The organism is Caulobacter sp. BE254, assembly GCF_031457295.1.
Classification (GTDB): Bacteria; Pseudomonadota; Alphaproteobacteria; order Caulobacterales; family Caulobacteraceae; genus Caulobacter.
In genome coordinates this window covers 249,326-275,012 of sequence record NZ_JAVDWJ010000002.1, presented here as the reverse complement: position 1 = coordinate 275,012, position 25,687 = coordinate 249,326, and the positions used below count along the sequence as shown (strand labels likewise).

At 69.9% G+C, this 25,687-nt stretch carries 28 protein-coding genes; 14 read left to right on the top strand and 14 right to left on the bottom strand.

Features of this window, described 5'->3' with window-relative positions; genetic code table 11:
- Positions 1-86 precede the first annotated feature (86 nt).
- The 4 genes from J2X41_RS05425 to mmcB all read left to right on the top strand — a co-directional run bounded on the left by J2X41_RS05425 (position 87) and on the right by mmcB (position 1,803).
- Positions 87-617 (top strand): lipocalin family protein, encoded by a 531-nt coding sequence (locus J2X41_RS05425; RefSeq protein ID WP_310080258.1) that lies wholly within the window; start codon positions 87-89, stop codon positions 615-617.
- A gap of 170 nt (positions 618-787) precedes the next feature.
- Positions 788-1,042 carry a type II toxin-antitoxin system prevent-host-death family antitoxin gene (locus J2X41_RS05420; protein WP_310080257.1) on the top strand — a complete coding sequence of 85 codons (255 nt, stop codon included), beginning with the start codon at positions 788-790 and terminating at the stop codon, positions 1,040-1,042.
- Positions 1,039-1,305, top strand: coding sequence for a Txe/YoeB family addiction module toxin (locus J2X41_RS05415; RefSeq protein WP_310080255.1), 267 nt, complete (start codon positions 1,039-1,041; stop codon positions 1,303-1,305). Before J2X41_RS05420 ends, J2X41_RS05415 begins: the two co-directional genes overlap by 4 nt.
- Positions 1,306-1,344: 39 nt before the next feature.
- Positions 1,345-1,803 (top strand): DNA repair putative endonuclease MmcB, encoded by a 459-nt coding sequence (gene mmcB, locus J2X41_RS05410; RefSeq protein WP_310080253.1) that lies wholly within the window; start codon positions 1,345-1,347, stop codon positions 1,801-1,803.
- 4 nt (positions 1,804-1,807) lie between these two features.
- Here the strand turns inward: mmcB and J2X41_RS05405 are convergent, their stop codons facing one another.
- Positions 1,808-2,104: a hypothetical protein gene (locus J2X41_RS05405; protein ID WP_310080251.1), complete on the bottom strand. Its 297-nt coding sequence runs from the start codon at positions 2,102-2,104 to the stop codon at positions 1,808-1,810.
- Between the two features lie 73 nt (positions 2,105-2,177).
- A complete protein-coding gene (gene recQ / locus J2X41_RS05400) occupies positions 2,178-4,013 on the bottom strand; it encodes a DNA helicase RecQ (protein WP_310080724.1) in 1,836 nt (611 codons plus the stop codon).
- A 375-nt stretch (positions 4,014-4,388) separates the two neighbouring features.
- On the opposite strand from recQ, the gene J2X41_RS05395 reads away from it, so the two are divergent.
- A complete protein-coding gene (locus J2X41_RS05395) occupies positions 4,389-6,353 on the top strand; it encodes a penicillin-binding protein 1A (protein WP_310080249.1) in 1,965 nt (654 codons plus the stop codon).
- Between the two features lie 868 nt (positions 6,354-7,221).
- Here the strand turns inward: J2X41_RS05395 and J2X41_RS05390 are convergent.
- From J2X41_RS05390 to J2X41_RS05380, 3 genes are all read right to left on the bottom strand, one after another.
- On the bottom strand, positions 7,222-7,941 hold the full coding sequence (locus tag J2X41_RS05390) for a SprT family zinc-dependent metalloprotease (protein ID WP_310080247.1): 720 nt from the start codon (positions 7,939-7,941) through the stop codon (positions 7,222-7,224).
- A gap of 225 nt (positions 7,942-8,166) precedes the next feature.
- Complete coding sequence (locus J2X41_RS05385) at positions 8,167-9,420, bottom strand: polyhydroxyalkanoate depolymerase (RefSeq protein WP_310080244.1); 1,254 nt, start codon at positions 9,418-9,420, stop codon at positions 8,167-8,169.
- A gap of 156 nt (positions 9,421-9,576) precedes the next feature.
- Positions 9,577-10,173 carry an SCO family protein gene (locus tag J2X41_RS05380; protein WP_310080242.1) on the bottom strand — a complete coding sequence of 199 codons (597 nt, stop codon included), beginning with the start codon at positions 10,171-10,173 and terminating at the stop codon, positions 9,577-9,579.
- Between the two features lie 55 nt (positions 10,174-10,228).
- Between J2X41_RS05380 and J2X41_RS05375 the strand changes: the two genes are divergently transcribed.
- Together J2X41_RS05375 and J2X41_RS05370 are read left to right on the top strand one after the other, a co-directional pair.
- Complete coding sequence (locus tag J2X41_RS05375) at positions 10,229-11,638, top strand: ActS/PrrB/RegB family redox-sensitive histidine kinase (RefSeq protein ID WP_310080240.1); 1,410 nt, start codon at positions 10,229-10,231, stop codon at positions 11,636-11,638.
- 88 nt (positions 11,639-11,726) lie between these two features.
- Positions 11,727-12,284, top strand: a complete 558-nt coding sequence (locus tag J2X41_RS05370) for an ActR/PrrA/RegA family redox response regulator transcription factor (RefSeq protein WP_310080238.1) — start codon at positions 11,727-11,729, stop codon at positions 12,282-12,284.
- Between the two features lie 157 nt (positions 12,285-12,441).
- Here the strand turns inward: J2X41_RS05370 and J2X41_RS05365 are convergent, their stop codons facing one another.
- The 3 genes from J2X41_RS05365 to J2X41_RS05355 form a co-directional block, all read right to left on the bottom strand.
- Positions 12,442-13,227: an SDR family oxidoreductase gene (locus J2X41_RS05365; protein WP_310080236.1), complete on the bottom strand. Its 786-nt coding sequence runs from the start codon at positions 13,225-13,227 to the stop codon at positions 12,442-12,444.
- A 234-nt stretch (positions 13,228-13,461) separates the two neighbouring features.
- Complete coding sequence (locus tag J2X41_RS05360; RefSeq protein ID WP_310080234.1) at positions 13,462-13,749, bottom strand: 4a-hydroxytetrahydrobiopterin dehydratase; 288 nt, start codon at positions 13,747-13,749, stop codon at positions 13,462-13,464.
- Between the two features lie 29 nt (positions 13,750-13,778).
- Complete coding sequence (locus J2X41_RS05355; RefSeq protein WP_310080232.1) at positions 13,779-14,420, bottom strand: HAD-IA family hydrolase; 642 nt, start codon at positions 14,418-14,420, stop codon at positions 13,779-13,781.
- Between the two features lie 153 nt (positions 14,421-14,573).
- Here J2X41_RS05355 and J2X41_RS05350 point away from each other — a divergent pair, with 153 nt between their 5' ends.
- Together J2X41_RS05350 and J2X41_RS05340 are read left to right on the top strand one after the other, a co-directional pair.
- Entirely contained in the window at positions 14,574-14,966 is a 393-nt protein-coding gene (locus tag J2X41_RS05350) for a hypothetical protein (RefSeq protein ID WP_310080229.1), read from the top strand.
- Positions 14,967-15,455: 489 nt separating this feature from the next.
- On the top strand, positions 15,456-17,453 hold the full coding sequence (locus J2X41_RS05340; protein ID WP_310080225.1) for an AsmA family protein: 1,998 nt from the start codon (positions 15,456-15,458) through the stop codon (positions 17,451-17,453).
- A gap of 8 nt (positions 17,454-17,461) precedes the next feature.
- On the opposite strand, the gene rsmD is transcribed toward J2X41_RS05340, so the two are convergent.
- Entirely contained in the window at positions 17,462-18,025 is a 564-nt protein-coding gene (rsmD, locus tag J2X41_RS05335; RefSeq protein WP_310080223.1) for a 16S rRNA (guanine(966)-N(2))-methyltransferase RsmD, read from the bottom strand.
- A gap of 4 nt (positions 18,026-18,029) precedes the next feature.
- A complete protein-coding gene (locus J2X41_RS05330; protein WP_310080221.1) occupies positions 18,030-18,668 on the bottom strand; it encodes a TMEM175 family protein in 639 nt (212 codons plus the stop codon).
- Positions 18,669-18,810: 142 nt separating this feature from the next.
- Here J2X41_RS05330 and J2X41_RS05325 point away from each other — a divergent pair, with 142 nt between their 5' ends.
- Complete coding sequence (locus tag J2X41_RS05325) at positions 18,811-19,749, top strand: CPBP family intramembrane glutamic endopeptidase (protein WP_310080219.1); 939 nt, start codon at positions 18,811-18,813, stop codon at positions 19,747-19,749.
- Positions 19,750-19,754: 5 nt separating this feature from the next.
- Here the strand turns inward: J2X41_RS05325 and J2X41_RS05320 are convergent, their stop codons facing one another.
- Together J2X41_RS05320 and J2X41_RS05315 are read right to left on the bottom strand one after the other, a co-directional pair.
- Positions 19,755-20,393: a lysophospholipid acyltransferase family protein gene (locus J2X41_RS05320; RefSeq protein WP_310080217.1), complete on the bottom strand. Its 639-nt coding sequence runs from the start codon at positions 20,391-20,393 to the stop codon at positions 19,755-19,757.
- Positions 20,394-20,409: 16 nt separating this feature from the next.
- Positions 20,410-21,384, bottom strand: a complete 975-nt coding sequence (locus tag J2X41_RS05315) for a phosphatidate cytidylyltransferase (RefSeq protein ID WP_310080215.1) — start codon at positions 21,382-21,384, stop codon at positions 20,410-20,412.
- 75 nt (positions 21,385-21,459) lie between these two features.
- Here J2X41_RS05315 and J2X41_RS05310 point away from each other — a divergent pair, with 75 nt between their 5' ends.
- Positions 21,460-22,122 carry a CDP-alcohol phosphatidyltransferase family protein gene (locus J2X41_RS05310; RefSeq protein WP_310080210.1) on the top strand — a complete coding sequence of 221 codons (663 nt, stop codon included), beginning with the start codon at positions 21,460-21,462 and terminating at the stop codon, positions 22,120-22,122.
- Between the two features lie 58 nt (positions 22,123-22,180).
- Here J2X41_RS05310 and J2X41_RS05305 read toward each other — a convergent pair whose 3' ends face one another.
- Entirely contained in the window at positions 22,181-23,686 is a 1,506-nt protein-coding gene (locus J2X41_RS05305) for a pseudouridine synthase (RefSeq protein ID WP_404979875.1), read from the bottom strand.
- 142 nt (positions 23,687-23,828) lie between these two features.
- Between J2X41_RS05305 and J2X41_RS05300 the strand changes: the two genes are divergently transcribed.
- The 3 genes from J2X41_RS05300 to J2X41_RS05290 are packed head-to-tail and all read left to right on the top strand — an operon-like array spanning position 23,829 to position 25,247.
- Positions 23,829-24,356, top strand: coding sequence for a hypothetical protein (locus tag J2X41_RS05300; RefSeq protein ID WP_310080209.1), 528 nt, complete (start codon positions 23,829-23,831; stop codon positions 24,354-24,356).
- Positions 24,346-24,771: a type II toxin-antitoxin system VapC family toxin gene (locus tag J2X41_RS05295; protein WP_310080208.1), complete on the top strand. Its 426-nt coding sequence runs from the start codon at positions 24,346-24,348 to the stop codon at positions 24,769-24,771. Before J2X41_RS05300 ends, J2X41_RS05295 begins: the two co-directional genes overlap by 11 nt.
- Positions 24,768-25,247 (top strand): nucleoside deaminase, encoded by a 480-nt coding sequence (locus J2X41_RS05290; protein ID WP_310080722.1) that lies wholly within the window; start codon positions 24,768-24,770, stop codon positions 25,245-25,247. Before J2X41_RS05295 ends, J2X41_RS05290 begins: the two co-directional genes overlap by 4 nt.
- A 13-nt stretch (positions 25,248-25,260) precedes the next feature.
- On the opposite strand, the gene J2X41_RS05285 is transcribed toward J2X41_RS05290, so the two are convergent.
- On the bottom strand, positions 25,261-25,668 hold the full coding sequence (locus J2X41_RS05285; protein ID WP_310080207.1) for a hypothetical protein: 408 nt from the start codon (positions 25,666-25,668) through the stop codon (positions 25,261-25,263).
- Positions 25,669-25,687 lie beyond the last annotated feature (19 nt).

Sequence of the window (25,687 nt, the reverse complement as noted above, 5' to 3'; positions counted from 1 at the left end):
GCCGCCGTCGCACGCCCGCCAGCGCCTCGCCGGAACTTCGGCGAGGCGCTTTGCGTTTCTGGCGTCCCTGGGGGCAAGATGACGTCATGCGCAGACTTACGATCCTGATCGCCGCCGCGACCCTGCTCGCGACCCAGACCCCGGTCGCGGCCTGGGCGGCGGCTCAACAGCCGTCCAAGCCGGTGGCCGCCAGCTTCTACACCGGCAAGTGGTACGAGATCGCCCGCACGCCCAATTCGGGCCAGCGCGACTGTCAGGCCCCGACCACGGAGTTCACCGGCAAGGGCGCCAACGGCTTCTCGGTGCACCAGATCTGCCGCAAGGGCTCGGCCGCGGGCGCGGAAAAGGTGTTCGACACCACGGGCCAGATCGTTTCGGGAACCCAGAACGCCAAGTTCAAGATGAGCTTCCTGGGCGGCCTGAAGAAGCAGGAATACTGGGTGCTCGACCGGGCCGACGACCAGTCCTGGGCGATCATGGCCACACCGGGCGGCAATTTCGTCTGGCTGCTGTCGCGCAAGCCGGTGATGGACGCGACCGCCAAGGCCGCGGCCTTGGCGCGGGTCAAGGCCCTGGGCTACGCCAAGCTAGAATATCCGCAGCAGCCGCCGGCCTGATCCAACGGTTGCTTGGCCTGCCGCCGGCGTCGTGCCGACCACTACCTCGGTGGCCGCCTGACCAACCGAGGCCATGGCGATGGATACGCGATGCTACGGTTACGAATCACGCGTCTTGATCTGTACAAAATATTGTACCACAGTGAGCGCGTCGATCATGGAGGATCGCCATGGACGTGATCAGCTATTCCGACACCCGGGCCAATCTCAAGGAAGTCATGGATCGGGTGGTCGAGGACCGCGCGCCCGTCGTGGTGACGCGCCAGAAGGCCGAGTCCGTCGTGATGGTCTCGCTGTCGGATTGGCATGCGATGGAGGAGACCCTGCACCTCCTGTCGTCGCCGACCAACGCCGAGCGCCTGCGCCAGTCGATCGCGCAGCTGGACGCCGGGCAAGGCTCGGAGCGGACGCTGATCGAGCCGTGAAGCTGGTCTTCTCCGACCAGGCCTGGGAAGACTATCTGCACTGGCAGGCCACCGATCAGACGACGCTGGATCGGGTGAACGCCCTGCTCAAGGAATGCCTGCGCACGCCGTTCAAGGGCACGGGCAAGCCGGAGCCGCTGAAGGGCGACCTGAAGGGCTGGTGGTCGCGACGTGTCACGCTGGAGGACCGGCTGGTCTATCGCGTCGCCGGCTCGGGCGACGACCAGCGGCTGGAAGTGGCGCAATGCCGCTACCACTATTGACCCCTTGATCCGCGAACAAAGCTGGAACAAGGTTCCGGCATGGACGTCGTCATCGATCTTCGGCCCTCGCGGCCCGAGACCACCGACCTGGTGACCCGCGGGGCCGGGCGGTTCCTGGTGTCGCTGGGCTATGCGCCCCTGGCCGAGGTCACCCTGCCCAATGGCCGTCGCGCCGACCTGATGGCCCTGGGCCCCAAGGGCGACGTGCTGATCGTCGAGGTCAAGTCGGGGCTGGAGGACTTCCGCGTCGACCGCAAGTGGCCCGAATACGCCCCCTATTGCGACGCCTTCTATTTCGCGGTGTCGCCGGACTTTCCCGAGGGGATCCTGCCCGACGAGCCGGGCCTGATCGTCGCCGACGGCTTCGGCGGCGCGGTGATGCGCGAGGCGCCGGTCGCGCCGCTTGCCCCGGCGCGGCGCAAGGCGCTGACCCTGGCCTTCGCCCGAATGGCCGCCCTGCGCGCCGCCGGCGTCACCGCCGAGCGGCTCTCGCTTTGAGACTCTAGCGGTCGAAGTTGCGGGCCAGCAGGAAGCCGAACACCAGGCCGGCCACGAAGGTCCCGACCGCCAGGGCGACGGGATGCTCCTCGGCCTGCTGGTGGGCGACCTGAGCCTTTTCGGCGGTCCAGGTCTTACCGACTTCGGCCTTCTCGGCGGCGTAGGCGCGGGCGACCTCGGTCTTTTCGGCCACGGTCTCGACGGCCTTTTCGACGGCGACCTTGGCGCGCTTCACGCCGGCCTGGGCTTTCGTCTTGGCGGAGGCCTTGGGGGCCGGAGTCTTGATCGTGAAGTCGGTCATGCGAAATCCCGTGGAATGAGGCGCCAACAGCCTAACACGTCGCGCCGCGAAACGTTTCCCTCGCCGGCGCCACTTAGTTGTCGCGCACCACCTTCAGCACCGCCTCGCCATAACGGTCAAGCTTGCCCTGGCCGACGCCGCCGGCCTTGGCCAGGGCGGCGACCGTGGCCGGGCGGGCGGCGGCGATCTCGGCCAGTGTGGCGTCGTGGAAGATCACATAGGGCGGCACGTGCTGCAGGGCCGCCTCTTCGCGCCGCCAGCTGCGCAGGGCTTCGAACAGCGCCTGGTCCTCCAGCGGCACGGTCAGGGCCTGGCGCTTGCGGGCCGTCTTGCCGGCGCCTGAACGTCCCGGACTGTCGGCCGTCGCCGCCTGCTGGCGCACCGAGACCAGCCGCTCGCCGCGATAGACCTGGCGTACGCCCTCGCCGTCGCCCAGGCCGATCAGCGGCCGCCCGTCGTTGGGGTCCTCGCGTAGCAGGCCCTCGAACACCAGGGTGTCGATCAGGTCGCGCCAGCCCTGCGGGCTGAACTCCTTGCCGATGCCGAAGGTCGACATCGTCGCCTCGGCCGAGGTGACGTCCTTGGTCTTGCCCAGCAGGTGGTCGACCAGGCGGCCGCGCCCGAACCGTCCGCCCATCCGGTGGGCGGCCGACAGGGCCTTCTGCGCGGCCTGGGTGGCGTCGACGCCGGTCGGCGGCGAGACGCAGATGTCGCAGACCCCGCAGCGCTCGACCCCCTCCTCGCCGAAATAGCGGCGGACGGCGGCGGCGCGGCAGGTGACGCCCTCCAGCATGGCGTAGAACTGCCGCAGCTTGCGCAGCTGCACGGCCTTGACCTCGTCGGGCGCGCTCTGGGCCTCGATCCGCCGCACGGCCCAGGCCAGGTCCGCCGAGCTGTAGAGGGTGATGCCCTCGGCGGGCTGGCGGTCGCGGCCGGCCCGGCCGATCTCCTGCCAATAGGCTTCGATGGCGGCCGGCGGGTCGGCGTGGATCACGAAGCGGACGTCGGGCTTGTCGACCCCCATGCCGAAGGCGATGGTCGCCACCATCACCGCCTCGTCGGCCTCCAGGAACTCCTCCAGCCGCCGGGCGCGCACGGCCTTGTCGAGGCCGGCGTGGTAGGCCAGGGCGGGTATCCCCTCGGCGATCAGCTTCTCGGCCAGCTTCTCGGTGGAGTCGCGGCTGCCGGCATAGACGACGCCGGCCCGGTTCGGTCGCTCGGTGACCAGCTCGATGACCCGCTCGTGGCCCTTGCCCTTCTTGCGCTCGGCGTTCAGGGCCAGCTCGTGGCGGGCGAAGCTGTCGACGAACTCGGCCGCGCCCTGAAGGCGCAGTTCGCTGCGGATGTCGTCGCGGGTGCGGGCGTCGGCCGTGGCGGTGACGGCCAGGCGCGGGGCATGGGGGAACACCTCGGCCAGCCGCCCCAGCATGCGGTATTCGGGTCGGAAGTCGTGGCCCCACTGGCTGACGCAGTGGGCCTCGTCGACCGCGACCAGCGACAGGGGCAGGCGCGACAGCCGCTCCAGCATCGACGGCTGCATCAGGCCCTCGGGCGACAGGTACAGCAGGTCCAGCGCCCCGGCGTCGATCCGCCGCCAGATCTCGGCCCGCTCGCCCGGCAGGGTGTTGCTGTCCAGCCGCTCGGCCGCCACGCCGGCTTGCTGCAGGCCCGCCACCTGGTCGGCCATCAGGGCGATCAGCGGCGAGACCACCAGACCCAGGCCGGGACGAACCAGGGCGGGGATCTGGTAGCACAGGCTCTTGCCGCCGCCGGTGGGCAGCACGGCCAGGGCGCTGCGCCCGGCCAGCAGCTCGCCGATCACCCCAGCCTGCAGGCCCCGGAAGTCCGCGTGGCCGAAGGTGCGGCGCAGCACCTCGCGCGCCGCGTCGAGCGAGGCGGGCGGCCCCAGGTCACGGGGCGCGTAGGCGGAATCAGGATGGTCGTACACGAGCGTCTTTTGACAGCGCGCGGGGGCCAGGCCAAGCGCGGCGCCACGATCCGGCCCTCAAAATCGGTTTGAAAGCGGACATAGGTCCCATGGGGGGCCTTATCGGGGGCCTCATCGGGTCTGCAAGGCGGCTCATCAGCGTGTTCGCGATACGATTGGAAGCTGAAACGAACCATGAACACGCGCGAGGCGCAAGCGGCGGCGCGAGGCTGGGGCGAAGGGGGCGGGGGGCGGCGTTCATTCCTCGTCAATCTTGTCGCGCGTCTTGTGCGCTTCGGCTAAACGGATTGCGGCCCGGCCCCGGAAGGGTCGCGCCTTCGCGGGATTAAGGACGACATGGCCAACGGTACCTTCGGCGGGAACAAGCCGGCGAAGCCGCAACGCACGCCCCTGCAGGCGTTGCTCTACTGGACCGTCGTGCTCGGCGTCTGGGGCCTGATCTTCATCGTCGCCTTCTTCGCGGTGTTCGCCAGCGACCTGCCCGACACCTCCAAGCTGTACGACGTCAAGCGCCAGCCCTCGATCAACTATCTGGACCGCTCCGGCGCCCTACTGGCCGTGCGCGGCAGCCAGTACGCGCCGCCGGTCGACCTGGACGCCCTGCCCGAATACGTGCCGGCCGCCTTCGTGGCCATCGAGGACCGGCAGTTCTACCACCACATCGGCTTCAACCCCTGGGGCATCGCCCGCTCGCTGATCTGGAACCTGAGCCACGAGGGCGGTCCCCAGCGCGGCGGCTCGACCATCACCCAGCAGCTGGCCAAGAACCTGTTCCTCAGCCCGGCCCAGAACTATCGCCGCAAGGCCCAGGAGCTGATCCTGGCCGTCTGGCTGGAGCTGAAGTTCAGCAAGAAGCAGATCCTGGCCCTCTACATGAACCGGGTCTATTTCGGGGCCGGCGCCTATGGCATCGAGGCCGCCTCGCAGCGCTATTTCAACAAGCCCGCCTCGCAGCTGACGGTCGGCGAAGCGGCCCTGCTGGCCGGGCTGATGAAGGCCCCGGCCCGCTATTCGCCGGTCTCGGCCAGCGACCGCGCCGCCCGCCGCGCCACCGTCGTGCTCGACGAGATGGTGCGGATGAAGGCCATCACCGCCCAGCAGCGCGACGAGGCCTTCCAGGAGCCGGTTCGCGTCTCGGCCACCCTGGCCAACCAGCGCGCCCAGTACTTCACCGACTATGTCGACGCCCAGGTGCGCTCGCTGGTCGGCGAACCCACGGAAGACCTTGTCGTCGAAACCACCCTGGACCTGCCGATCCAGGTCGCCGCCGAGCGCTCGGTGCAGACCGGCGTCGAGGGCCACAAGGGCCAGGGCGTCCAGCAGGCGGCCCTGGTGGCCATCGACGGCGAAGGCCGCATCCGCGCCTATGTCGGCGGCGCCGACTACAGCGAAAGCCAGTTCGACCGCGCCACCAGCGCCCGCCGCCAGGCCGGCTCGGCCTTCAAGCCGTTCGTCTACCTGACCGCCATGGATCAGGGCCGCAATCCCAGCGTCATGGTGGTCGACGAGCCGGTGAAGATCGGCAACTGGGAGCCGAAGAACTACACCAACAAGTACCTGGGCCCCATGACCCTGCAGACGGCCCTGGCCCAGTCGATCAACACGGTCGCCGCCCGCCTGGCCAGCGAGGTCGGCACCAGCAACGTCGCCGCCACCGCCCGCCGCCTGGGTATCACCAGCAAGATCCAGCTGGACCCGTCGATGGCCCTGGGCGCGGTCGAGGTCTCGCCGATGGAGATGGCCCAGGCCTACGCCCCGTTCTCGAACGGCGGCTTCCTGGCCAAGGGCTACGGCGTCGAGCGCATCCGCACCACCAGCGGCAAGGTCCTGTACGACCACAGCGTCGACAAGCCGCCGCGCCCGGCGGTGATCGCCTCGCCGTCGCTGCAGTACATGAACCAGATGATGCGCCAGGTCGTGGCCGGCGGCACCGGGACCCGGGCCAAGGTCGAGGGCTACGACATCGCCGGCAAGACCGGCACCACCAGCGACTACCGCGACGCCTGGTTCGTCGGCTACACCGGCGGCTTCGTCACCGCGGTGTGGACCGGCAAGGACGACAACACCTCGATGAAGCGGGTCACCGGCGGCGGCGCCCCGGCCGAGATCTGGCACAACTTCATGGCCGCGACCCTGCCGCGCCTGAAGGCCACCCCGATCCCCGGCGGCGTGATCGAGCCTCCGCCCCCGGCCGGCGAGGACCCGATCGGCGACATCCTGAACCCGGCCGCCGCCCCCGAAGGCCCCGCCGCCGAAACCCCGCCGGCCGGAACGCCGGCTCCGGAGCAGTTGCCCTACTGACATCGATCCTCCTGACCGCGCCCCTCCCCCTGTGGGGGAGGCGATCGCGCAGCGATCGGTGGGGGGAGTTTTAGGGTTGGCGATCCGGGCTGTGGTCATCGGCCGATCACTCCCCCCTCCGTCGCCCTTTGGGCGACACCTCCCCCACAGGGGGAGGATCTTGGATGCACGGCTTGGCCGCCTCACGCGGCTAGCCGCTGAGCTGATGGAAAGGGACGCGGAGCGCCGGACATCGTCCGGAGTGTTTGAGTAGTAACCGTTTTCGACGAAGCCCGATCGCTCCGCGCCATCGTTATCCGGAAGCCCGCGGCGCTGAGCCCTGTTCGGACCTCGCCGCCTTGAAGCCTCCGGCGGGCGGGCCAGGTCAACGAACCCCGGTCCCGGACCGCGAGCGCGTCACCGCCCGCCTGTTGCTCCGCCAGCCCTCGCGCCACGCCGTTTTAGTGTTCCATGCCCGGCCGGCCCTGGAGACGCGAGGTTTGGTCCCGAAGGACCGCCGACGGAGCTTCCCGCTCGATCGCCCCCGCCGCCGCATCGGTCGCTGGCCATGCGCCCTTTCCACGCGACGAGGTGAGGTCAGGATAAGGGCGGTCTGGAAGGGTGGGGATCAAAACGGGTCGAGAAAGTTCAGGGCGTTGAAATTCCGAGAGTTTATTCGCTGAACGCCGAGCGCAAGCCGGGGACGTGCTCTCACGGCAAGGCCTTGCAGATTGATCCATGGGCCCAGGGTGAGTGCATGTCCCCAACGCCATCCACGGCGTCATGCGACTTCAGCGCCGGACTCAGCGGCTCCGCTGGGGACACGCACTCACAACCAGCGCCCTGCAATCCGACCGACGCCTTGCCGTGAGTGCGCGTCCCCGGTCCTCTACGCCGAGATCGCGTGCAGCTCCGCCGCATGCGCCCGCAGCCAGCGGCGGTGGGGCGCGGGGTCGCCGGACAGCTGCTCGCACAGCGCCCAGAACCGCGGGCCGTGGTTGGCCTCGACCAGGTGGGCGCACTCGTGGGCGACGACGTAGTCGGCCACCTCGAACGGGGCCAGCACCAGCCGCCAGCTGTAGCGGATCGCCGCCGGGTGGCCAGGACGGGCCGGACGGCACGAGCCCCAGCGGGCCTTGGGGTCGGCGATGGCCACCGAGGGCATGGGACGGCCCAGGGCGGCGGCATGATGGGCGGTGCGCTCGGTCAGCCGGACCAGGGCCTCGCGCTTGGCCAGGCGCAGGATCTTCAGCGACCAGGTGCTGTCGTCGGGGGCGACCAGCGCCTCGTCGGTCATCTTGGGCCGGCCGGGCCCGACCTCCAGCCGATAGGGCCGGCCCAGCAGCCGCAGGATCCCGCCGGGGGCGATGACCTGGCGGTTGGGCAGGGCGGCCAACTGGCCGGCGATCCAGTCGGCCTTCTCGTGGGCGAAGGCCACGGCCTCGGACAGGCGGCGCGGGGTCGGCGCCAGGGCCACCACCTCGGACTTGGCCCGGTCGACCCGCAGCGAGATCCGCCGCGCCCGGCCGTCGACCTTCAGCCGCACCGCGCAGCCGCGCACGTCCAGCCGGTCACCGTCGGCGTAGCGCTGCGGGCGGAAGAGATTCATGGTCCCTAGATCGCCCCTGGCCGGGAGTCGCGCAAGGTCCTCCCCACGGGGGAGGCGGCCGAAGGCTGGTGGGGGTTGCGGCCACACGTGCGGTTGTCATCCCGGAAAGCGCGCAGCGCTTGTCCGGGACCCAGGCAGCCGCACCGCCTTCGCCCAGTCCCCTGGGTCCCGGACAGCCTCTGCGAGGCTTCCGGGATGACGACGGAAGGGAGAGGCTCGACCTCGCTAGCCGAAGTTCGGGTCGCTCTTGAGGATGAAGTCGCGGACCCGGGGATAGATCTCCTCGCGGAACCGGCGGCCGTTGAACACCCCGTAGTGGCCGACGTCCGGCTGGACGTAGTCCTCCTTCAGGGCCTCGGGCAGGGACGAGCACAGGCCGTGGGCCGCCTGCGTCTGGCCGACGCCCGAAATGTCGTCGTTCTCGCCCTCGACCGTCATCAGGCCGATGTCGGTGATGGCCTGAGGGTTCACCAGCCGGCCGCGATGGGTCAGCTCGCCCTTGGGCAGCAGGTGCTGCTGGAAGACGATGTCGATGGTCTGGAGGTAGAACTCCTCGGTCAGGTCCAGCACCGACAGGTATTCGTCGTAGAACTCCAGGTGCTTGTCGGCGCTGTCGCCGTCGCCCTTCACCAGGTCCTGGAAGTAGCGCTGGTGCGCCTGCTGGTGCTTCTCGGCGTTCATGCTCATGAAGCTGGCCAGCTGGACGAAGCCGGGATAGACGCGCCGGCCCATGCCCGGATAGGGCGGGGGCACGGTATAGATCATGTTCGACTGGAACCAGGTGAACGGCTTTTCCTCGGCCAGCTGGTTGGTCACGGTCGGCGACAGGCGCGCGTCGATCGGCGAGCCCATGAAGGTCATGCTGGCTGGGCGCGACGGGTCGCCGTCCTCGGCCATCAGGGCCGCGGCGGCCAGGACCGGCGGGCCGGGCTGGCAGACGGCCACCACGTTGGGGCGCGGCCCCAGGGCGGTCAGCATCTGGCGGATGTGGTCGATATAATCATGGAAGTCGAAGCGGCCCTCCAGGACCGAGACCTCGCGGGCGTTGACCCAGTCGACGATGAACACCGCGTGGTCGGGCAGGAAGGCCTCGACCGTACCGCGCAACAGCGTCGCGTAGTGACCCGACAGCGGCGCGACGATCAGCACGGCGGGGTCCAGCGAGAACTTGCCGGCCCGACGCATGTCGGACATGTCGCGGTCGAACTGGATCAGCCGCGCCCAGGGGCTCTCCCAGACCACGGTCGGCCGCACCCGCACGTCGACCTGGCCGACCTTGACGGTGTCGATGCGCCAGTCGGGCTTGCCGTAGCGGCGGGTGACGTTGGAGACCAGGTCCGCGCCGGCGTGGATGCGGCGGCCAAGATCGCTCTCGGCCGCCGGGTTCAGGGGCGAGCCCCAGAAGTCACGGGCCGCGCGGGCGGCGAGGCGCAGGGGCGTTGAGGCGTAGAAACTGGCCTCGTGCAGGGCGTACAGCATGGCGCATCCGTTATGTTGCGATGCAGCATAACACGCCGAAGCCTAAGAAAGTACAGCCTTCCGGTAGCGGTGCAGCGTCGCGCGAACGCAACGCGCTAGATTTTTGTTTCGCATCGCTTTGCGGAAAACCGGCATCCACTTTTTCCGCGCGATGCTCTAGCCGCGCCCCGCCATGGCGTCGCGGATCTGCCGGGCGATCTCGTCGGGCGGCAGGTTATAGGGGATGACTTTGACGAACCGGCCCTTGGGATCCATCAGATAGACCGCCGTGGAGTGGTCGACGCTGTAGTCCGGCCCGTCGCCGACCGCCTTGTAGTAGACGCGATAGGCCTTGGCGGCGGCGGCCGTCTGCTCGGGCGTGCCGGTCAGGCCCAGGATGTTGCCGGGCAGGGTGGGGCCCGACAGGAAGGCCTTCAGCTGCTCGGGCTTGTCGCGGCCGGGGTCGACCGAGATGAAGACGATCTTCAGGTCCTTGGCCTTGGGGCCCAGCTGGTCGCTGGCCGCGGCCAGGGCCTGCAGGGTGCCGGGGCAGACGTCCGGGCAGTAGGTGAAGCCGAAGAACACCGCGTTCCACTGGCCCTTCAGCGCCGCCTCGGTGGTCGGCTTGCCGTTCTGGTCGACCAGCTGGAACGGTCCGCCCACCAGGGACGGGGGCGGGGCCTTGTCCAGCACCCCGGTCTTGAGGATCAGCCCGCCGGCCAGCAGGACGGCCAGCAGACCCGCCAGAATCGCAAGCAACCGATGGCGTGGCATGGGCTTTGAACCTTTCGCTCTCGCCAGACGAGAATTTCTGGCCTTATGGTGCGACATGGCAGACGCGTCTCTCAGGAATGCGCCGCACAGTTCGCCTCGGACCGGGCTCGATAGGCCCGACGTCGAGGCGGCGCAAGACGAGGACTGGTCCTGGGCGGGGCCAGGGCTGCGTCGTGGACGCCTGAGGGTCCGCACCCTGATCGCCCAGCGCTGGCTGATGGTGGTGGGCCAGGCGATCGCGGTGCTGGTCGCGGGCCTGGTCCTGGACCTCAAGGTTCCCTACGCCCTGTGCTTTTCCCTGATCGCCCTGTCGGCCTGGCTGAACGTGCTGATCGGCCTGGCGTTCGGCGGCCAGCGGATGGCCCGCGAGGGCGAGGCCACGGCCCAGATCGCCTTCGACACCCTGCAGCTGGCGGGGATGCTTTACCTGACCGGCGGGATCGTCAATCCGTTCTCCCTGCTGCTGATCGCCCCCGTCACCCTGGCCGCGGCCACCCTGCCGGCCCGGTACTCCGTGGCGATCGGGGCCCTGGCGGTGGCGGCCTGCCTGGTCCTGACCTTCTTCTTCATGCCCATACCCTATCCGCCGTCGGCCGGACCGGGGCCCACGCCCGGCGGCCTGACCCTGATGACCATCGTGCTGGCGCGGATCCTGGGGATCGCCCTGACCGGGGCCTATGCCTGGCAGGCGGCGACGGAATCGGCGCGGATGGAGCTGGCGCTGAACGTCACCGAGACGGTGCTGGCCCGCGAGCAGCGGCTCTCGGCCCTGGGCGCCCTGGCCGCCGCCGCCGCCCACGAGCTGGGCACGCCGCTGGCCACCATCTCGGTCGTGGCCCGCGAGATGGTCCGCAACGCCCCGGACGAGCAGACCCGCGAGGACGCCGAGCTGATGATCGGCCAGGCCGCGCGCTGCCGCGAGATCCTGGCCCGGCTGACCGAGATGCCCGAGGCCAAGGACGCCGTGCACGAGCGCATCAGCCTCACCCAGCTGGTGCACGAGGTGATCGAGCCGCACATGATCCACGGCATCCGGGTCGAGGCGGTGGTCAACGGCCCGCCGGGCGATTCGGCGCCCGACATCTGGCGCCGGGCCGAGATCCTCCACGCCCTGACGACCATCGTCGAGAACGCCGTCGACTTCGCCCGGGCCGAGGTCATCGTGGTGGCCCGCTTCGACGCCCGGGCGGTGGTGATCGAGGTGCGCGACGACGGACCGGGCTTCTCGCCCGAGATCCTGGCCAAGCTGGGCGAGCCCTATGTCACCTCTCGTCCGGGGGCGGAGGGGTCCAGGACCGGCCATATCGGCATGGGCCTGGGATTCTTCATCGCCAAGACGCTGCTGGAACGAACCGGGGCGAGCGTGGATTTCAAGAATGGGCGGCGTGGCGGCGCGGTGGTCGCCGCGCGCTGGCCGAGGTCGGCGCTGGAGGCGCCGGCGATCATCGGAGCGAGCGAGCTTTAATGAAACACTTGCGACACTCGCCAATTGGGCAACAAGATGGCTCGCTCGTGGCGTGGTTGAGTGTCGGCGTTGGGAGGCGCTGAAGTTCATGGCGGATATTGCTGAGATGGTCGCGGCCCTGCCCGACAAGTCCCTGCTGCTTCTCGACGACGACGCGCCCTTGCGGACGCGGCTGGGTCGAGCCCTGGAGCAGCGCGGATTCGCGGTCACGCTCTGCGCTTCGGTGGCCGAGGCGATGAGCGCCCTGCGAAGTCAGGCGCCGGCCCACGCCGTGCTCGACATGCGGCTGGAGGACGGCACGGGGCTGAAGGTGGTCGAGGCCGTGCGCGACGTGCGCCCGGACGCCAAGGTCATCATGCTGACCGGCTACGGCAACATCGCCACCGCCGTCGCGGCCGTGAAGGCCGGGGTTATCGACTACCTGTCCAAGCCGGCCGACGCCGACGACGTGGCCCGCGCCCTGCTGGCCGCCAAGGACGCCGCCCCGGTTCCGCCGGAGAACCCGATGAGCGCCGACCGCGTCCGCTGGGAGCACATCCAGCGGGTCTACGAGATGTGCGGCCACAACGTGTCGGAAACCGCGCGGCGGCTGAACATGCACCGGCGGACCCTGCAGCGGATCCTGGCCAAGCGGGCGCCGCGGTAGACCGGTCCAAGGGCCTCCCCCTGTGGGGGAGGCGATCGCGCAGCGATCGGTGGGGGAGTTTTCGGATAGTTGATCCGGGCTGCGATCGCCGCCGATTCACGTCCCCCCTCCGTCGGCCTGCGGCCGCCACCTCCCCCACAGGGGGAGGTCGGCTCGTTCACATCGCCGAGATGCCGCCGTCCAGCTTCAGCTCGGCGCCGGTCATGAACTTGCTCTCATCGCTGGCCAGGTAGAGCACGGCGTTGGCGATGTCGTTCGGCTCGCCGATATGGCCCAGCGGGATCTGCCGGCCCAGCTTGGCGTGGGCCTCTTCCTTGCCCAGGCGCTGGCTCAGCGGGTCGAGGATCGGGGTGTCGATGAAGGTCGGGTGGATCGAGTTGGAGCGGATATTCAGCCCCATCTTGGCGCAGTAAAGGGCGATGTTCTTGCTCAGCATCCAGACCCCGGCCTTGGAGGCGTTGTAGGCCGGCGAATTGTGGTTGGCGATCAGGCCGGCGATCGAGCTGATGTTGATGATCGAGCCGGGCTGATGGGCGCGCATGTATTTCAGGGCGTGCTTGGCCCCCAGGAAGACGCTGTCGACATTGATCGACATGATCGTCTTCCAGAGGTCGAACTCCATCTGCTCCAGCGGCTTGTCGCCGGCCACCCCGGCGTTGTTGAGCAGCACCGAGATCCCGTCCATAGCCGCGTCGGCCTTTTCCAGGGCCTCGATCCACTGGTCTTCCTGGGTGACGTCGAGCGCGAAGGCGAAGGCCGTGCCCGCCCCTTGGGCGGCGTTGATCTCGTCGGCCACGGCCTGGGCGCCGGCGAAGTTGATGTCGGCCAAGCTGACCTGGGCGCCTTCCCTGGCCAGCAGCCGCGCGGCGGCGGCGCCCAGCCCCTGGGCCCCGCCGGTGATGAAGGCCTTCTTGCCGGCGACCCGGCCCGTGCTCTGCGCCATTGGCGGCGTCCTCCCGATTATAATTCAAACATTAGTTTGAACTGGAAGCGCGGCGGGCGGAAGGGGGAAACGGAGAGGTGGGCGCCCAGATCCTCCCCCCGTGGGGGAGGTGATCGCGCAGCGATCGGTGGGGGGAGTTTTAGGATCGAAGATCCGGGCCTCGGCCGCCGGCCGATCACTCCCCCCTCCGTCGGCTTCGCCGACACCTCCCCCACAGGGGGAGGATCTTCAGCGTCAGCCCGCGATCGAATCCATGAACCGCGCCATCGTCAGGTCCAGTTCGCTGACCCCGTCGGCGTCGTGGGTGGTCAGCACCACCTCGACGCGGTTGTAGACGTTGAACCATTCGGGATGGTGGTCCAGCTTGTCGGCCATCAAGGCCACCCGGGTCATGAAGCCGAAGGCGGCGTTGAAATCGGCGAACCGGAAGGTCTTGGCGATGGCGTCCTTCTCGGACACGGCGGCCCAGCCTTCCAGCTGGGAAAGGGCGGCGGCGGCGCCGATCTTGGCGGGACGGGACATGGCGGCTCCTGCGAACGGACTTTTTCCAGTCAGAACGCCAAACCGGTCGCGGCCGCAAGCGCCTCCAGCGCCTGGCCTTCGGTCGTGACCTTGATGGCGGTCATGCCCAGGGCCGCCGCCGGCTTGCAGTTGATCCCCAGGTCGTCGAGATAGACGCACCGCTCCGGCGGCACGGCCAACTGGGCGCACATCATCTGGTAGATGCGCGGATCGGGCTTGCGCACCCCGGCCCTGGAGCTTTCGATCACCGCGTCGAACCGGGCGAAGATCGCGGCGATCGCCTGGGCCTTCTCGGCCGAGCCGGCCATGCCGGTCCCGTGCCCGGTCACGACATTGTTGGTGAGGCAGCCGACCTTGAACCGCGCCTTGCAGGCGTCCAGCGCCGCCACCACCCGCGGCCGCACGTCGCCCGACAGCAGCGGCAGCACCTCGGCCCCGCGCAGCGGATGGCCCAGGCGCGTCGCCTCCTCCAGGAACATGGCGTCAAAGGCCGCCGCGTCGATTTCATTGCGCTCGAACAGCGCCCAGGCGTTGGCGTCGGGATCGGCGGCGTTGACCCGGCGGATGAAGTCGGCCGGCAGGCCGCGCTGGGCCTCGAACCGCCGGAAGGCCTCGAACGGCGAGGTGGTGAACACTCCGCCGAAGTCCCAGATCACCGCCTCGATCGCCATGCGCGCCTCAAACATCTGTTTGACCTGACGCTAGGCGGCCGGCGCGGTCCTGACAATCGCCCTGAGAATCTTCATGGCCACGCTCGCGTCGAAGGCGAAAAGGCGCGAAACCTGACGGCGGCTCTGGTTTGTTAACCTTCTGGAGTTTTCGCCATGGTCCGCCGCCTGCTTCCGTCGCTCGTGCTCGCCGCCGTCCTCTGCGGCGTGGGAACCGCCGCCTCGGCCCAGGCCTGGCCGGGCGAGTGCGTGACCCGGCGGGTCACCGGCCCGGGCGGAGCCTATCGCTGGGACCGCGTCGAGTGCGAGGCCCATGCCGGGGCGAGCGACTTCGACCGCTGGGGCCGGCGACCGCTGGACGTGGTGGAAGGTCCGCCGTTGGACGGCCCGCTGATCGGCGACCGCTATGGCGGTTGGCGCCCCGCGCCCGCCTATCCGGCCTACGACCAAGGCCCGTACCGGGAGGAGCCCTACCCGTACTATCCGACCTACCGCGTCGCCGGCCGCGACGAGGACGGCTTCCTGGTCTGGCCGGGCAAGCTGCCGTAGCGGCCGGCGACGTGGCCCGGGGCTTGCGTGGGAGTCGATCGTTCGCGCCAATCCGGGACGAGGGGGCTTTTCCATCATGCGCACGCCGAGCAAGCGGGTCTTCGAGACCTATGAGATCGTGGCGATCGTCGCCTTCGTGCTGGCCGCGGTCGCCGTCGCCGCCCTGAGGCTACTCGCCTAGGCTGGATCAATCTTCAGCCCTGGAGCCGAAAACCCCGTCCTTCGACAAGCTCAGGATGAGGTTTTCTAATGCCACGGCCTGCACAATGGTCCTCATCCTGAGCTTGTCGAAGGACGAGGACCACGCACGGCGTTCGACGTCGGTCCGGCCAAGCCCCCGCCGGAACTGGCCGGTTTCGGAACACAAGGACCCCGCCCGCGCGTTGTGGACGGGTATCTGGAGGTTCCGCCCTGACGACGCTCGCCCCTAATCCCCCGCCCAGCCTGGCCGCGCGCCTGCGCGGCCTGCCGCCGCGCGCCCGCTGGGGGATGATCGGGGCGATCCTGCTGACCGTCGCGATCGTCGTCTTCCTGGTGATCTTCGACTGGAACTGGTTTCGCGGCCCGCTGGGACGCTTCGCCTCGGCCCGGCTGAACCGCGAGGTGGTGATCACCGGCGACCTGCGCGTCCATCCCTGGTCGCTGTCGCCCAAGGCCGAGGCCCTGGGCGTGCGCATCGCCCAGCCCGACTGGGCCGCCAAGGCCGACCCCAAGGGCTCGCCGGCCGGCGTGCCGATGGCCCAGGTCGGCCGCATCGCGGTGCAGATCAAGCTGCTGCCCCTGCTGAAGGGCGACGTGATCCTGCCGCTGCTGGCCGTCGACCGCCCCAACCTGCGCCTGCTGCGCGAGGCGTCGGGCCGCGCCAACTGGACGTTCGGCGATCCCAACGCCCCCAGGAAGCCGCTGAAGCTGCCGGCCATCCAGCACTTCATCATCAATGACGGCCAGCTGCGCTACGAGGACCAGCAGCGCGACGTCGTCTTCGTGGGCACGGTCAGCTCCAACGAGCACGCCGGCGGCGACGGGCGCGGCAGGTTCGTGCTGGAGGGCAAGGGCCAGCTGAACCGCGCGCCGTTCACCGCCCTGGTCACCGGCGGGCCGCTGCTGAACATCTCGCCCAACCGGCCCTATCCGTTCGACGCGCGGGTCGACGCCGGCTCGACCCATGTCACGGCCAAGGGCGACATCACCAAGCCGTTCAACCTGGGCCTGTTCGAGACCCAGCTGACGGTGTCGGGCTCGGACCTGAACCGCCTCTACGCCCTGACCGGCCTGGCCCTGCCCAACACCCCGCCCTACCGGATCAGCGGCCACCTGACCCGCAAGGGCGAGCGGTTCGACTTCAACAAACTGAACGGACGGGTCGGCGACAGCGACGTCTCCGGCGATCTGTTCGTACTGATGGGACGCGAGCGGCCCTATCTGGAGGCCGACCTGAAATCGCGGCGCCTGGACTTCGACGACCTGGGCAGCCTGGTCGGCGCCGCGCCGGCCACGGGCCGGGGCGAGACCGCCTCGCCCGGCCAGAAGGTCGAGGCGGCCCAGCGCGACGCCACCCGCCGCCTGCTGCCCGACGCCACCCTGCAGGTCGAGCGCGTCAAGGCCATGGACGCCAAGGTCAGGTACCGCGCCCTGGCGGTCAACGCGCCCAACCTGCCGCTGAAGAAGGTTCGGCTGGACCTGACGCTGGACAAGGGCGTGCTGACCATGGACCCGCTGGCCTTCACCTTCTCGCGCGGCGACCTGGCCGGGAAGGTGCGGCTGGACGCCAATCCCAAGGTGCCGCGCACCGATCTGGACATGCGGCTGACCAACGCCAAGCTGGAGGACTTCATCCCGATCCAGAGCGGCGGCAAGCCGGCGATCGAGGGCGGGGTGATGGCCCGGGCCAAGCTGACCGGTTACGGCAATTCGGTGCACCGCGCCGCCTCGTCGGCCAACGGCCAGGTGACGGTGGTCTCGCCCCGGGGCGAGATCCGCCAGGCCTTCGCCGAGCTGCTGGGGGTCAACGCCTCCAAGGGGCTGATCCTGCTGCTGAGCAAGGACAACCGCGAGACCAGCGTCCGCTGCGCCGTGGCCGACTTCAGCGTCAAGGGCGGGATCATGACCGCCAACCAGATCGTCGCCGACACCGGCGTGGTGCTGGCCAAGGGCAAGGGCACGGTCGATCTCCAGACCGAGCGCCTGGACCTCAAGATCGAGGGCGACAGCAAGAAGCCGCGCCTGGTGCGCCTGTTCATCCCGATCACCATCCGGGGGCCGTTCATGACCCCGAAGGTCGGGCTGGACGCCGGCGGCGCCGTGGCCCAGGGCGGCCTCGCCGCGGCCCTGGGCAGCCTGGTCTCGCCCCTGGCCGCCATCCTGCCGTTCGTCACCGGCGGCGAGGCCAAGGACGCCGACTGCGCCAGCCTGGTCGCCGAGGCCCGCCGCGACGGCGCCCCGGTCAAGGTGGCCCAGACCACGCCGGCCAAGCCCAAGAAGAAGTAGGGTCTGGCTCAGGTTCGCCGGAAGAAGAACACCTTGGCCGCTCCGTAGTCGCGCGCGTCGAGCCGCTCGAAGCCCACGGGCGCGGGGTCGGGCTCGTCGCGGCCGCGCTCGAACATCACCACGGCGCCGGGGACCAGCCAGTCCCCGGCGAGCAGTTGCTCCAGCGCCTTCTCGCCCAGACCCCTGGCGTAGGGCGGGTCGAGGAGGGCCACCTCGAACGGCGCGCCGACGCTGCCGGGGCGCGGGCCCAGGTCGGTGGCGTCGCGCCGGTGCACGCGGGCCTGGCCGAACAGGCCGAAGGCTTCCAGGTTCTCGCGGATCGCGCCGCGCGCGGCGTCGTCGGTCTCGACGAACAGGCAAAAGCCCGCCCCACGCGACATCGCCTCCAGGCCCAGGGCGCCCGAGCCGGCGAACAGGTCGATGACCCGCGCGTCGTGTAGCGCCGGCGCCCAGGCGGCGTGCTCGAGGATGTTGAACACCGCTTGGCGCGCCCGGTCGGAGGTGGGTCGGGTGGTGGCGCCCGGCGGGGTGACGATGGCCTTGCCGCGATATCGGCCCGAGACGATGCGCAAGCGGTCAGTCCTCGGCGATCTGGGCGGCCGAGAGCTTGCCGCTCCGGACCATCAGGCGATTGATCAGCGACAGCGCGCCGATCACCAGGGCGATGCCCAGCCAGCCCCAGGGCGTGCGGGTGACGATGCTGAGGAAGGTCAGGCCGCACATCAGTCCGGGCAGCAGGGCCACGCGCAGCAGGACGTAGATCTTCTCGATCGCCGGCATCGGCTCCGACAGGCCGCCGAGGAGGGCGGCGTAGCCCCAGGCCACGGCGTGGGCCAGGCCGATGGCGGTCACCAGACCCACGTAGACGAACACCGCCGGAGCGGAGCCGCTTTCCCACAGCAGCTCGGTGGCCAGCGGCAACAGGGCCAGCAGGCCCAGCATGACCAGGTTCAGGACATCCAGGGCGCCGTCGGCCTTGCGCAGGCGCGAATAGGTGCGGCGATGGCTGATCCAGTAGATGCCGACGACCGCGAAGCTGACGGCGTAGGCCATCAGCTTGTGCTGCATCTGGCCGAACAGGTCGGCCACGCCATGCCAGTGCTCGGGCGGATGGATCTCGATGGCCAGCAGCGTGATGGCGATCGCGAACACCGCGTCCGAGAACAGGATCAGGCGATGGAGGTGCTGCGCCTCCTTGTCGGTGATGTCGGTCATGAGGCGCCCCGTTCCTGTCCCGCCCGCTTTCGCCCCGATGTGTGCCGCGCGTCGGCCATTGCGGCAAGTCGCCTGTCGCGCCGCTTGCGTCGCGCGCGCCGAACGCCTAGCGAAGAAGCGGGCTCAGGATCGAAAAACAGTGGTGCTAGCAGAGCTTCGACGGTCGCCGTTCCTGGACGATCTGACGCCGGCCGACCGGCGCGTGGTTCCGCTGCTGCTGACCCTGGTGGTCGGCGTGGTCGCCGCCCTGCTGGCCGCGGTGATCTGCGGCATCGCGGTGTTCGTGGCCTTCGCGATCGGCGGCGGCGGCGTGGAGTCGGCCGAGCGGCTGATGGCCATGATCGGCGGCGGCGGGACGCCGACCGGCCTGACCCAGATCGCCTTCGTGATCAGCCTGCTGGCCTTCGTCAACGGCGGCATGGCCCTGGCCTTCGTCGGCGTCGCCGCCCTGCTGCACCATCGCCGGCTGGCCTCCTATTTCACCGCCGCGGCGAGCTTCCGCTGGCGGCTGCTGCTGCTGGGCCTGGGCCTGTTCGCCCTGACGATCGGACCCCTGCTGCTGGCCTCGGCGGCGCTGGACCCGAAGGCGCACGGCGCGCCGTTGCTGGCCGTCAGCCCAGACCTGGGCGGACGCCTGGCCTATGCCGCCCTGATCGTGTGCCTGCTGGTGATCGCCGCGGCGGCCGAGGAGCTGGTCTTCCGCGGCTGGCTGGTCAAGATCGTCGGCGCCTGGTTCCCCGACCCGCGCGTGGTGCTGGTGCTGAGCGGCCTGCTGTTCTCGGCGATCCACTTCGATCCCAATCTCGACGCCTTCCTGGTGCGGCTGGCCATGGGCGTGGGCCTGGCCTGGATGACCCTGCGGCTGGGCGGGATCGAATTCGCGATCGGCGCTCACGCGGCCAACAACATCCTGATCCTGCTGTTCGTCCAGCCGATGTCGCTGAAGCCCGACCCGCCGCACGGCTTTCCGCCGGAGACTCTGGTGATCGCGCCGCTGATGCTGGCCGGCTATGTCGCCCTGGCCGAGATCGTGGCCCGATGGGCCCCGCTGCGCCGCTGGACCCGGCTGGCCGCCACCTAGACGATTCAAGACCACCGCAGGGGCGGGGCCTGGTCCTTCAAGGCCAGCAGCGCCGCGCGCAACCGCGCCATGAAGGCCGGCCGGTCGCCTTCCCAGTCCAGCGGCTCGCCGACCAGCACCGCGCAGTTCAGCGGCGCGGGGATGGCCTCGCCCTTGGGCAGGACCCGGCCGGCGCCCTGGATCCAGACCGGCGTCACCGGCGCCTGGGGGAAGGCCTCGGCCAGGCGCGCCACGCCGCCCTTCAGTCGGCCCAGCTGGTCGCCGTCGCCGCGCGTGCCCTCGGGAAACACCACCACGATGTCGCCGGCCGCCAGGGCCGCGCGGGCCGGGGCCAGCACGTCCTCTCCGGCCCCAGCCTTCAGCCGCGCCACCGGCACGATGCCGATCACGTGGCGCGAGAACCAGCCGATCACCGGGTCGCGCAGGAAATAGTCGGCCGCCGCCACCGGCCGCACCCGGGCCACGGCGCGCGACGGGAAGATCGCCAGCAGCAGCAGGGTGTCGACATGGCTGGAATGGTTGGCCGCGACGATGGCCGGGCCCTTCAGCGGCAGGCGCTCGCGGCCGGTGACGTCGGCCCCGGTCAGGAACAGGGCCAGGGGCCGAGCCGCCAGCACCAGCAGCAGGAAACGCAGCCAGCCCATCGTCAGAATTTACTCATCAAAACTTACTGAGGGCGAACACCGCCAGCAGGTGGAAATAGAGCGGCGCGGTGAAGGTCAGGCTGTCGGCGCGGTCCAGCACCCCGCCGTGGCCGGGAATGGCGTGCGAGGTGTCCTTGACCCCGATGTCGCGCTTGACCGCGCTCATGGTCACGTCGCCGGCGAAGCCCGCCAGCGGCAGGGTGAAGGCGACCACCAGCAGGCCGTGGCCGGCCAGCGGCGTGAACAGCGGTCCCGTGAACCAGATCAGCAGCCCGGTCGCCAGCCAGCCGCCGAGGAAGCCCTCCCAGGTCTTGTTGGGACTGACCGTGGGCGCGATCTTGTGGCGGCCCAGCAGCTTGCCGAACACGTACTGGGCCACGTCGTTGAACTCGGTGACCAGCAGCAGGAAGAACACCAGCCCCGCCGCCCCGGCCGGCAGGCGGTCGCTGTCGGGGACTCGCATCAGGAAGGCGGCGAAACCCAGATTGTAGACGCAGGTCACCAGGCCCCAGTGGAAGGTGGCGGCGGTGGTCAGGAAGCCCCGCGTCTGGCCCAGCATGGCCATCAGGAACGGCAGGCCCAGGAAGGTCCAGACCGGGATGAACACCAGGTAGAACATGTACTTGTCGGCCGCGATGAAGCCGTAGGCCGCGACCAGGGCCAGGTAGGCGGCGAAGATGGCGGGCCGGTCCTCCTTGCGGATCGGGGCCAGGGACAGGAACTCGCGCAGGGCCATGAACGAGATCAGGGCGAAGACCAGCACGGTCGCCCCCCAGCCCAGCAGCAGGGCCCCGGCCAGCAGGGCGACCATCACCCACCAGCTGGCGATGCGCTGGCGCAGCTCGCGATAGTCCTTGTCCGGCTTCAGGGCGGTCAGCAGGGTGGCGATCGCCCCGGCCACGCTGAGCAGGGCCACCACGCCCGCCAGGCCCGCCAGCAGGATCGGCGGCTGGCCGGCGAAGAAGGCTCGAACGGTCGCGACGATGTCCATGCGGCTCCCGCCAACGCGCCTCCTGGCGGCGCTCGCGTTTAGCTATAGCCTAGTTCTCGCCTTGGAGGAGACGCCATGACCCAGGACCTGGACAACCGCCGCCCGCTGAAGGTGCGCGACGCCGCCTTCGCGCGCCGGATGGCCCGAAGCCTGGCCGAGGCCAAGGTCGAGCCGGACGCCATCTCCGCGACCAGCGTCGCCTTCGCGGTCCTGGGCGGCGCGCTGCTGATGACGGCCGGGGCGCTGGACAACGGGGTCTTCCGCGCGGCGCTGTTCGTGCTGGCGGCGCTGTGCATCCAGGGCCGGCTGCTGTGCAACCTGCTCGACGGTCTGGTGGCGGTCGAGCACGGCCGGGGCGGGTCGGCGGGACCGATCTGGAACGAACTGCCCGACCGGATCGCCGACGTCCTGCTGCTGGCCGGGGCCGGCTACGGCGTGCAGTCGGCCGGGATCGACGGCGGGGCGGCGGTTGGCTGGATCGCGGCGGTGCTGGCGGTGCTGACCGCCTATGTCCGGGAGCTGGGCCGGGGCCTGGGCCAGCCGGCCGACTTCTCGGGCCCGATGGCCAAGCAACAGCGGATGGCGACCCTGACGGCGTTCTGCCTGGTCTCGGCGCTGGAGCCGCTGTGGCGCGGCCATGGCCCGGTGCTGCTGTGCGGACTGGTGGTGATCGCAGCGGGGAGCCTGGTCACGGTGATCCGGCGGACAGGCAACCTGGCGCGCGGGCTGCGGGCCTGATGCGCGACCCGGTGCCCGCCGACGGGGACAGGCGCCTGCGCCTGTCCCCAGCCGTTCGCTAGCGCTTGCCGCGCGGCGGGCCCGAACCGCCCGGACGCGGACCGCCTGGCTTGCCGCCGGCGCGTGGCGCGCCCTTGGGACTGTCCGGCCGAGCGCCGGCCGCCTTCGCCATGCCGGGCTTGGACCACACCTTGCCCGCTTCGCCCGGCTTGGAGCCGGCGGTCTTGGGGCCCGCCGCCTTGACCGTGCTGGGCTTGCCCCCAGGACGCGCGCCGCCGGGCTTGCCGCCCGCCTTGGCCGGGCCCTCGGTCAACGGCTTGTAGCCATTGGCCCGCAGCGCGCCGAGCTTCGGCTTGGACGGCGCCTGAGCGTCCGACTTGGCCGGACGGGCCGCCTTGCCCTGGGCGGCGCGCTTGTCGGCGGCGTTCTTCTCGGCCAGGTCCCTGTCGCGGACCCGCTTGGCGGCGGCGTCGCGATAGGACAGCGGCTTGGGGCCGATCATCTTGCTCTCGATCGACTTCTTGGCCGGACGAACCGGTTCGCGGCCGGCGATGGCCGGCTTCTTCTTGGGTTTGGCCCAGCCCGGCTTGCGGACGAACTTTTCTTCCTCGACCTTTTCCTCGGGCGTGATGATCGAGACCTGGGCCAGCCGGTTGGTGCGGGGCACGCCGCGGCGCTGCATGTCGCCGCCGCCCGCCGTGCCGACCGCCTTCAGCGGATCGGCCACCCCGATGAACTGCGGCTTGTCGCCCTTGGGCATGTTCTCTTCGGCGACGATGCCTTCCAGCAGCTCGCGGATCACCCGGGGACCGACCTCCTCGACCTGGCCCGGCAGCAGGGTCCCGAGCGCGAACGGGCCGTAGGACAGGCGGATCAGCCGGTTGACCTTCAGGCCGATGGATTCCAGCACGCGCCGCACTTCGCGGTTCTTGCCTTCACTCAGCGACAGGGTGATCCAGATGTTCTTGCCGCCGCCGGCCTTCTCCTGGGCCTTGTCCAGGCGGGCCTCGATCGGGCCGTAGCGCACGCCCTCGACGGTGCAGCCGTCCTTCAGCCGGTCCAGCTTGGCCTGGGTGGTGTCGCCGAAGGCGCGGGCCCGATAGCGGCGCACCCAGGCGTTGTTCGGCATCTCCAGGGCCCGCGACAGGGCGCCGTCATTGGTCAGCAGCAGCAGACCCTCGGAGTTGAGGTCCAGGCGGCCGATCGAGATCAGGCGCGGCAGGTCGCGCGGCAGGGCCTGGAACACCGTCGGGCGGTTCTTGGGATCGTTGTGGGTGGTCATCAGCCCGGTGGGCTTGTGATAGCGGAAGACCCGCGTCGCCTCGGGCTCGTCGATCATCTTGCCGTCGACGGTCAGGATGTCGCCCGGACGGACCTTAAGGGCAGGGGTGGTCAGGACCTCGCCGTTCAGGGCGACCCGGCCATCTTCGATCAGCCGTTCGACCGCGCGCCGCGAGGCCACGCCGGCACGGGCCAGCATCTTGGCCACCCGCGCGCCGTCTCCGTCGTCGTCCTGACCCGGAATGGCGTTGTCATGCAGGTGGGGCTGGTATTTGTCGGTCACGGCATCGGTCCTTCAAGGGGCAGGGCGCATCTCACGATGGGCGGTTTTCTAATGCGCACCGAAAGCGCCGGGGATCAAGATTGGCGAGGCTCGCCCAAAATAGTATATACTAAGCATGTCACGAAGTTTCCTGGAGGAAGCGGTGAAGTACGAACCTTTGAAGCGACACTTGGAAGGTTTGTTTTCGCGCGGAGAGGTGCGACTCAGTTTCACTGAGATCGAGCGCATTCTGGGCTTCGCCCTGCCGCGCTCGGCCTACGAACACCAAGCCTGGTGGTCGAACACGCGCGCCGGGCACTCGCACGCGGCCGCTTGGCTCGACGCTGGCTGGAAGACCGCCGCCCTCGATCGCGCCGCGCGGAAGGTGAGCTTCGTCAAGGGAGGCCTCGCCCGGTCCGGCGTATCCGAGGAGAGCGCACCGTTCTTGCGAGACAAGCCGACCGTCGTGGCCTTTCCGCTGGACGCGTTAGGCGAGCGCGCCGTGCGGATGCTTGACGAGCATGTGAAGACCCACGGCGGAGACCGGGCCGGCGCCTGCATCGCCCTGCTCGACCAGTTGGCCAACGACCGGCTGGTGGCGCTGGTCGAGTGGTTCCAGAAGGCTTCGCCGCCCTTGCCGGCCGATGTCGATGTCGTCGATCTGATCCGCGAAGATCGCGATGCGCGATGAGGTCGTACTGGACGCTTCGGTCGCTGCTGACTGGCTTTTTCCAGGATCGCGTTTGGAACTGGCGCTGACCTTCGCCAAGTCCGATGCGAGGACTATCGTACCGGATTTAATCTTCGCCGAGTTCGCCTCGGTCGCGGTCACGCTCGTCCGCCGAGGCCTGATCTCGAAGATCGTCGCGCGGGAGGCCGTCGAGCAGCTTCCGACGTTGATTGATGAGGTGGCGCCCATGAGCGACCTGGCCGCGCCCGCCTACGATCTGGCGACGCGGCATGGGCTCTCGGCCTACGACTCCTTCTACCTGGCCCTGGCGCGGCAACGTGGCGTTCCCCTGGTCACGGCGGATGCGAAGCTTGCTAGAAGGGCCGTCGACATCGGCATGGCCGACAATGTCCGCCTTTTGAGCCCGGAGTTCTGATCATCGCCGCCGCCCCGATCACCGACGAAGCCGCCATGGCCCTGGCGTTGGACGAGGCCCGCGCCGCCGCCGAGGCCGGCGAGACGCCGGTCGGCGCGGTGATCCTCGACCCGGCGACCGGCGAGATCCTGGCCCGGGCCGGCAATGGGCCGATCGGCGCCCACGACCCCACGGCCCACGCCGAGATCGCGGCGATCCGGCTTGCGGCCGCCAAGCTCGGCAATTATCGCCTGACCGACCTGACCCTGGTGGTGACGCTGGAGCCCTGCGCCATGTGCGCCGGGGCGATCAGCCATGCACGGATCGGCCGGGTGGTGTTCGGGGCCGAGGACCCCAAGGGCGGGGCGGTGGTCCACGGTCCCAGGTTCTTCGCCCAGCCCACCTGCCACTGGCGGCCGGAGGTCACCGGCGGGGTGATGGCCCAGGAGAGCGCGGACCTGCTGCGGGGGTTCTTTCGGGAGCGGCGGAAGAAGTAGGCTCGCGCGGCCTTCAGTTCACCATCGCCGAGCCCAGCAGCACCTTCGACCCCTTGCGGCCCAGCACCTGGTCGGCGGCGTCCTGCATGCGCGAGCCCAGATAGGTCAGGTCCGGGGCCGCGCCGCGCGGCAGGCCGGCGGTGTAGGTCATCAGCACCTGGGCGAAGGCGGCGCGCAGACGCGGTTCCGACTGCCGGGCGCGCTCCATCAGGGCCGGATCCAGCGCCTGGACCCCGGTCTCCAGGGTCATGACGCCCCGGCGGCCGTCACGGCGGATGGCGGTGGCGGTCAGGGGCTGCAGGGCGAAATAGGTCGCGGGCGCCGTCTTCTCTTCCTTGCCGTGACCGGCGAAGGCGGGCGGGGCGGCCAGGCTGGCGGCGGCCAGCAGCGACAGGAGGGGCAGGGCGAGGGCGCGGCGCATGGGGCCTTGTCGCACGACC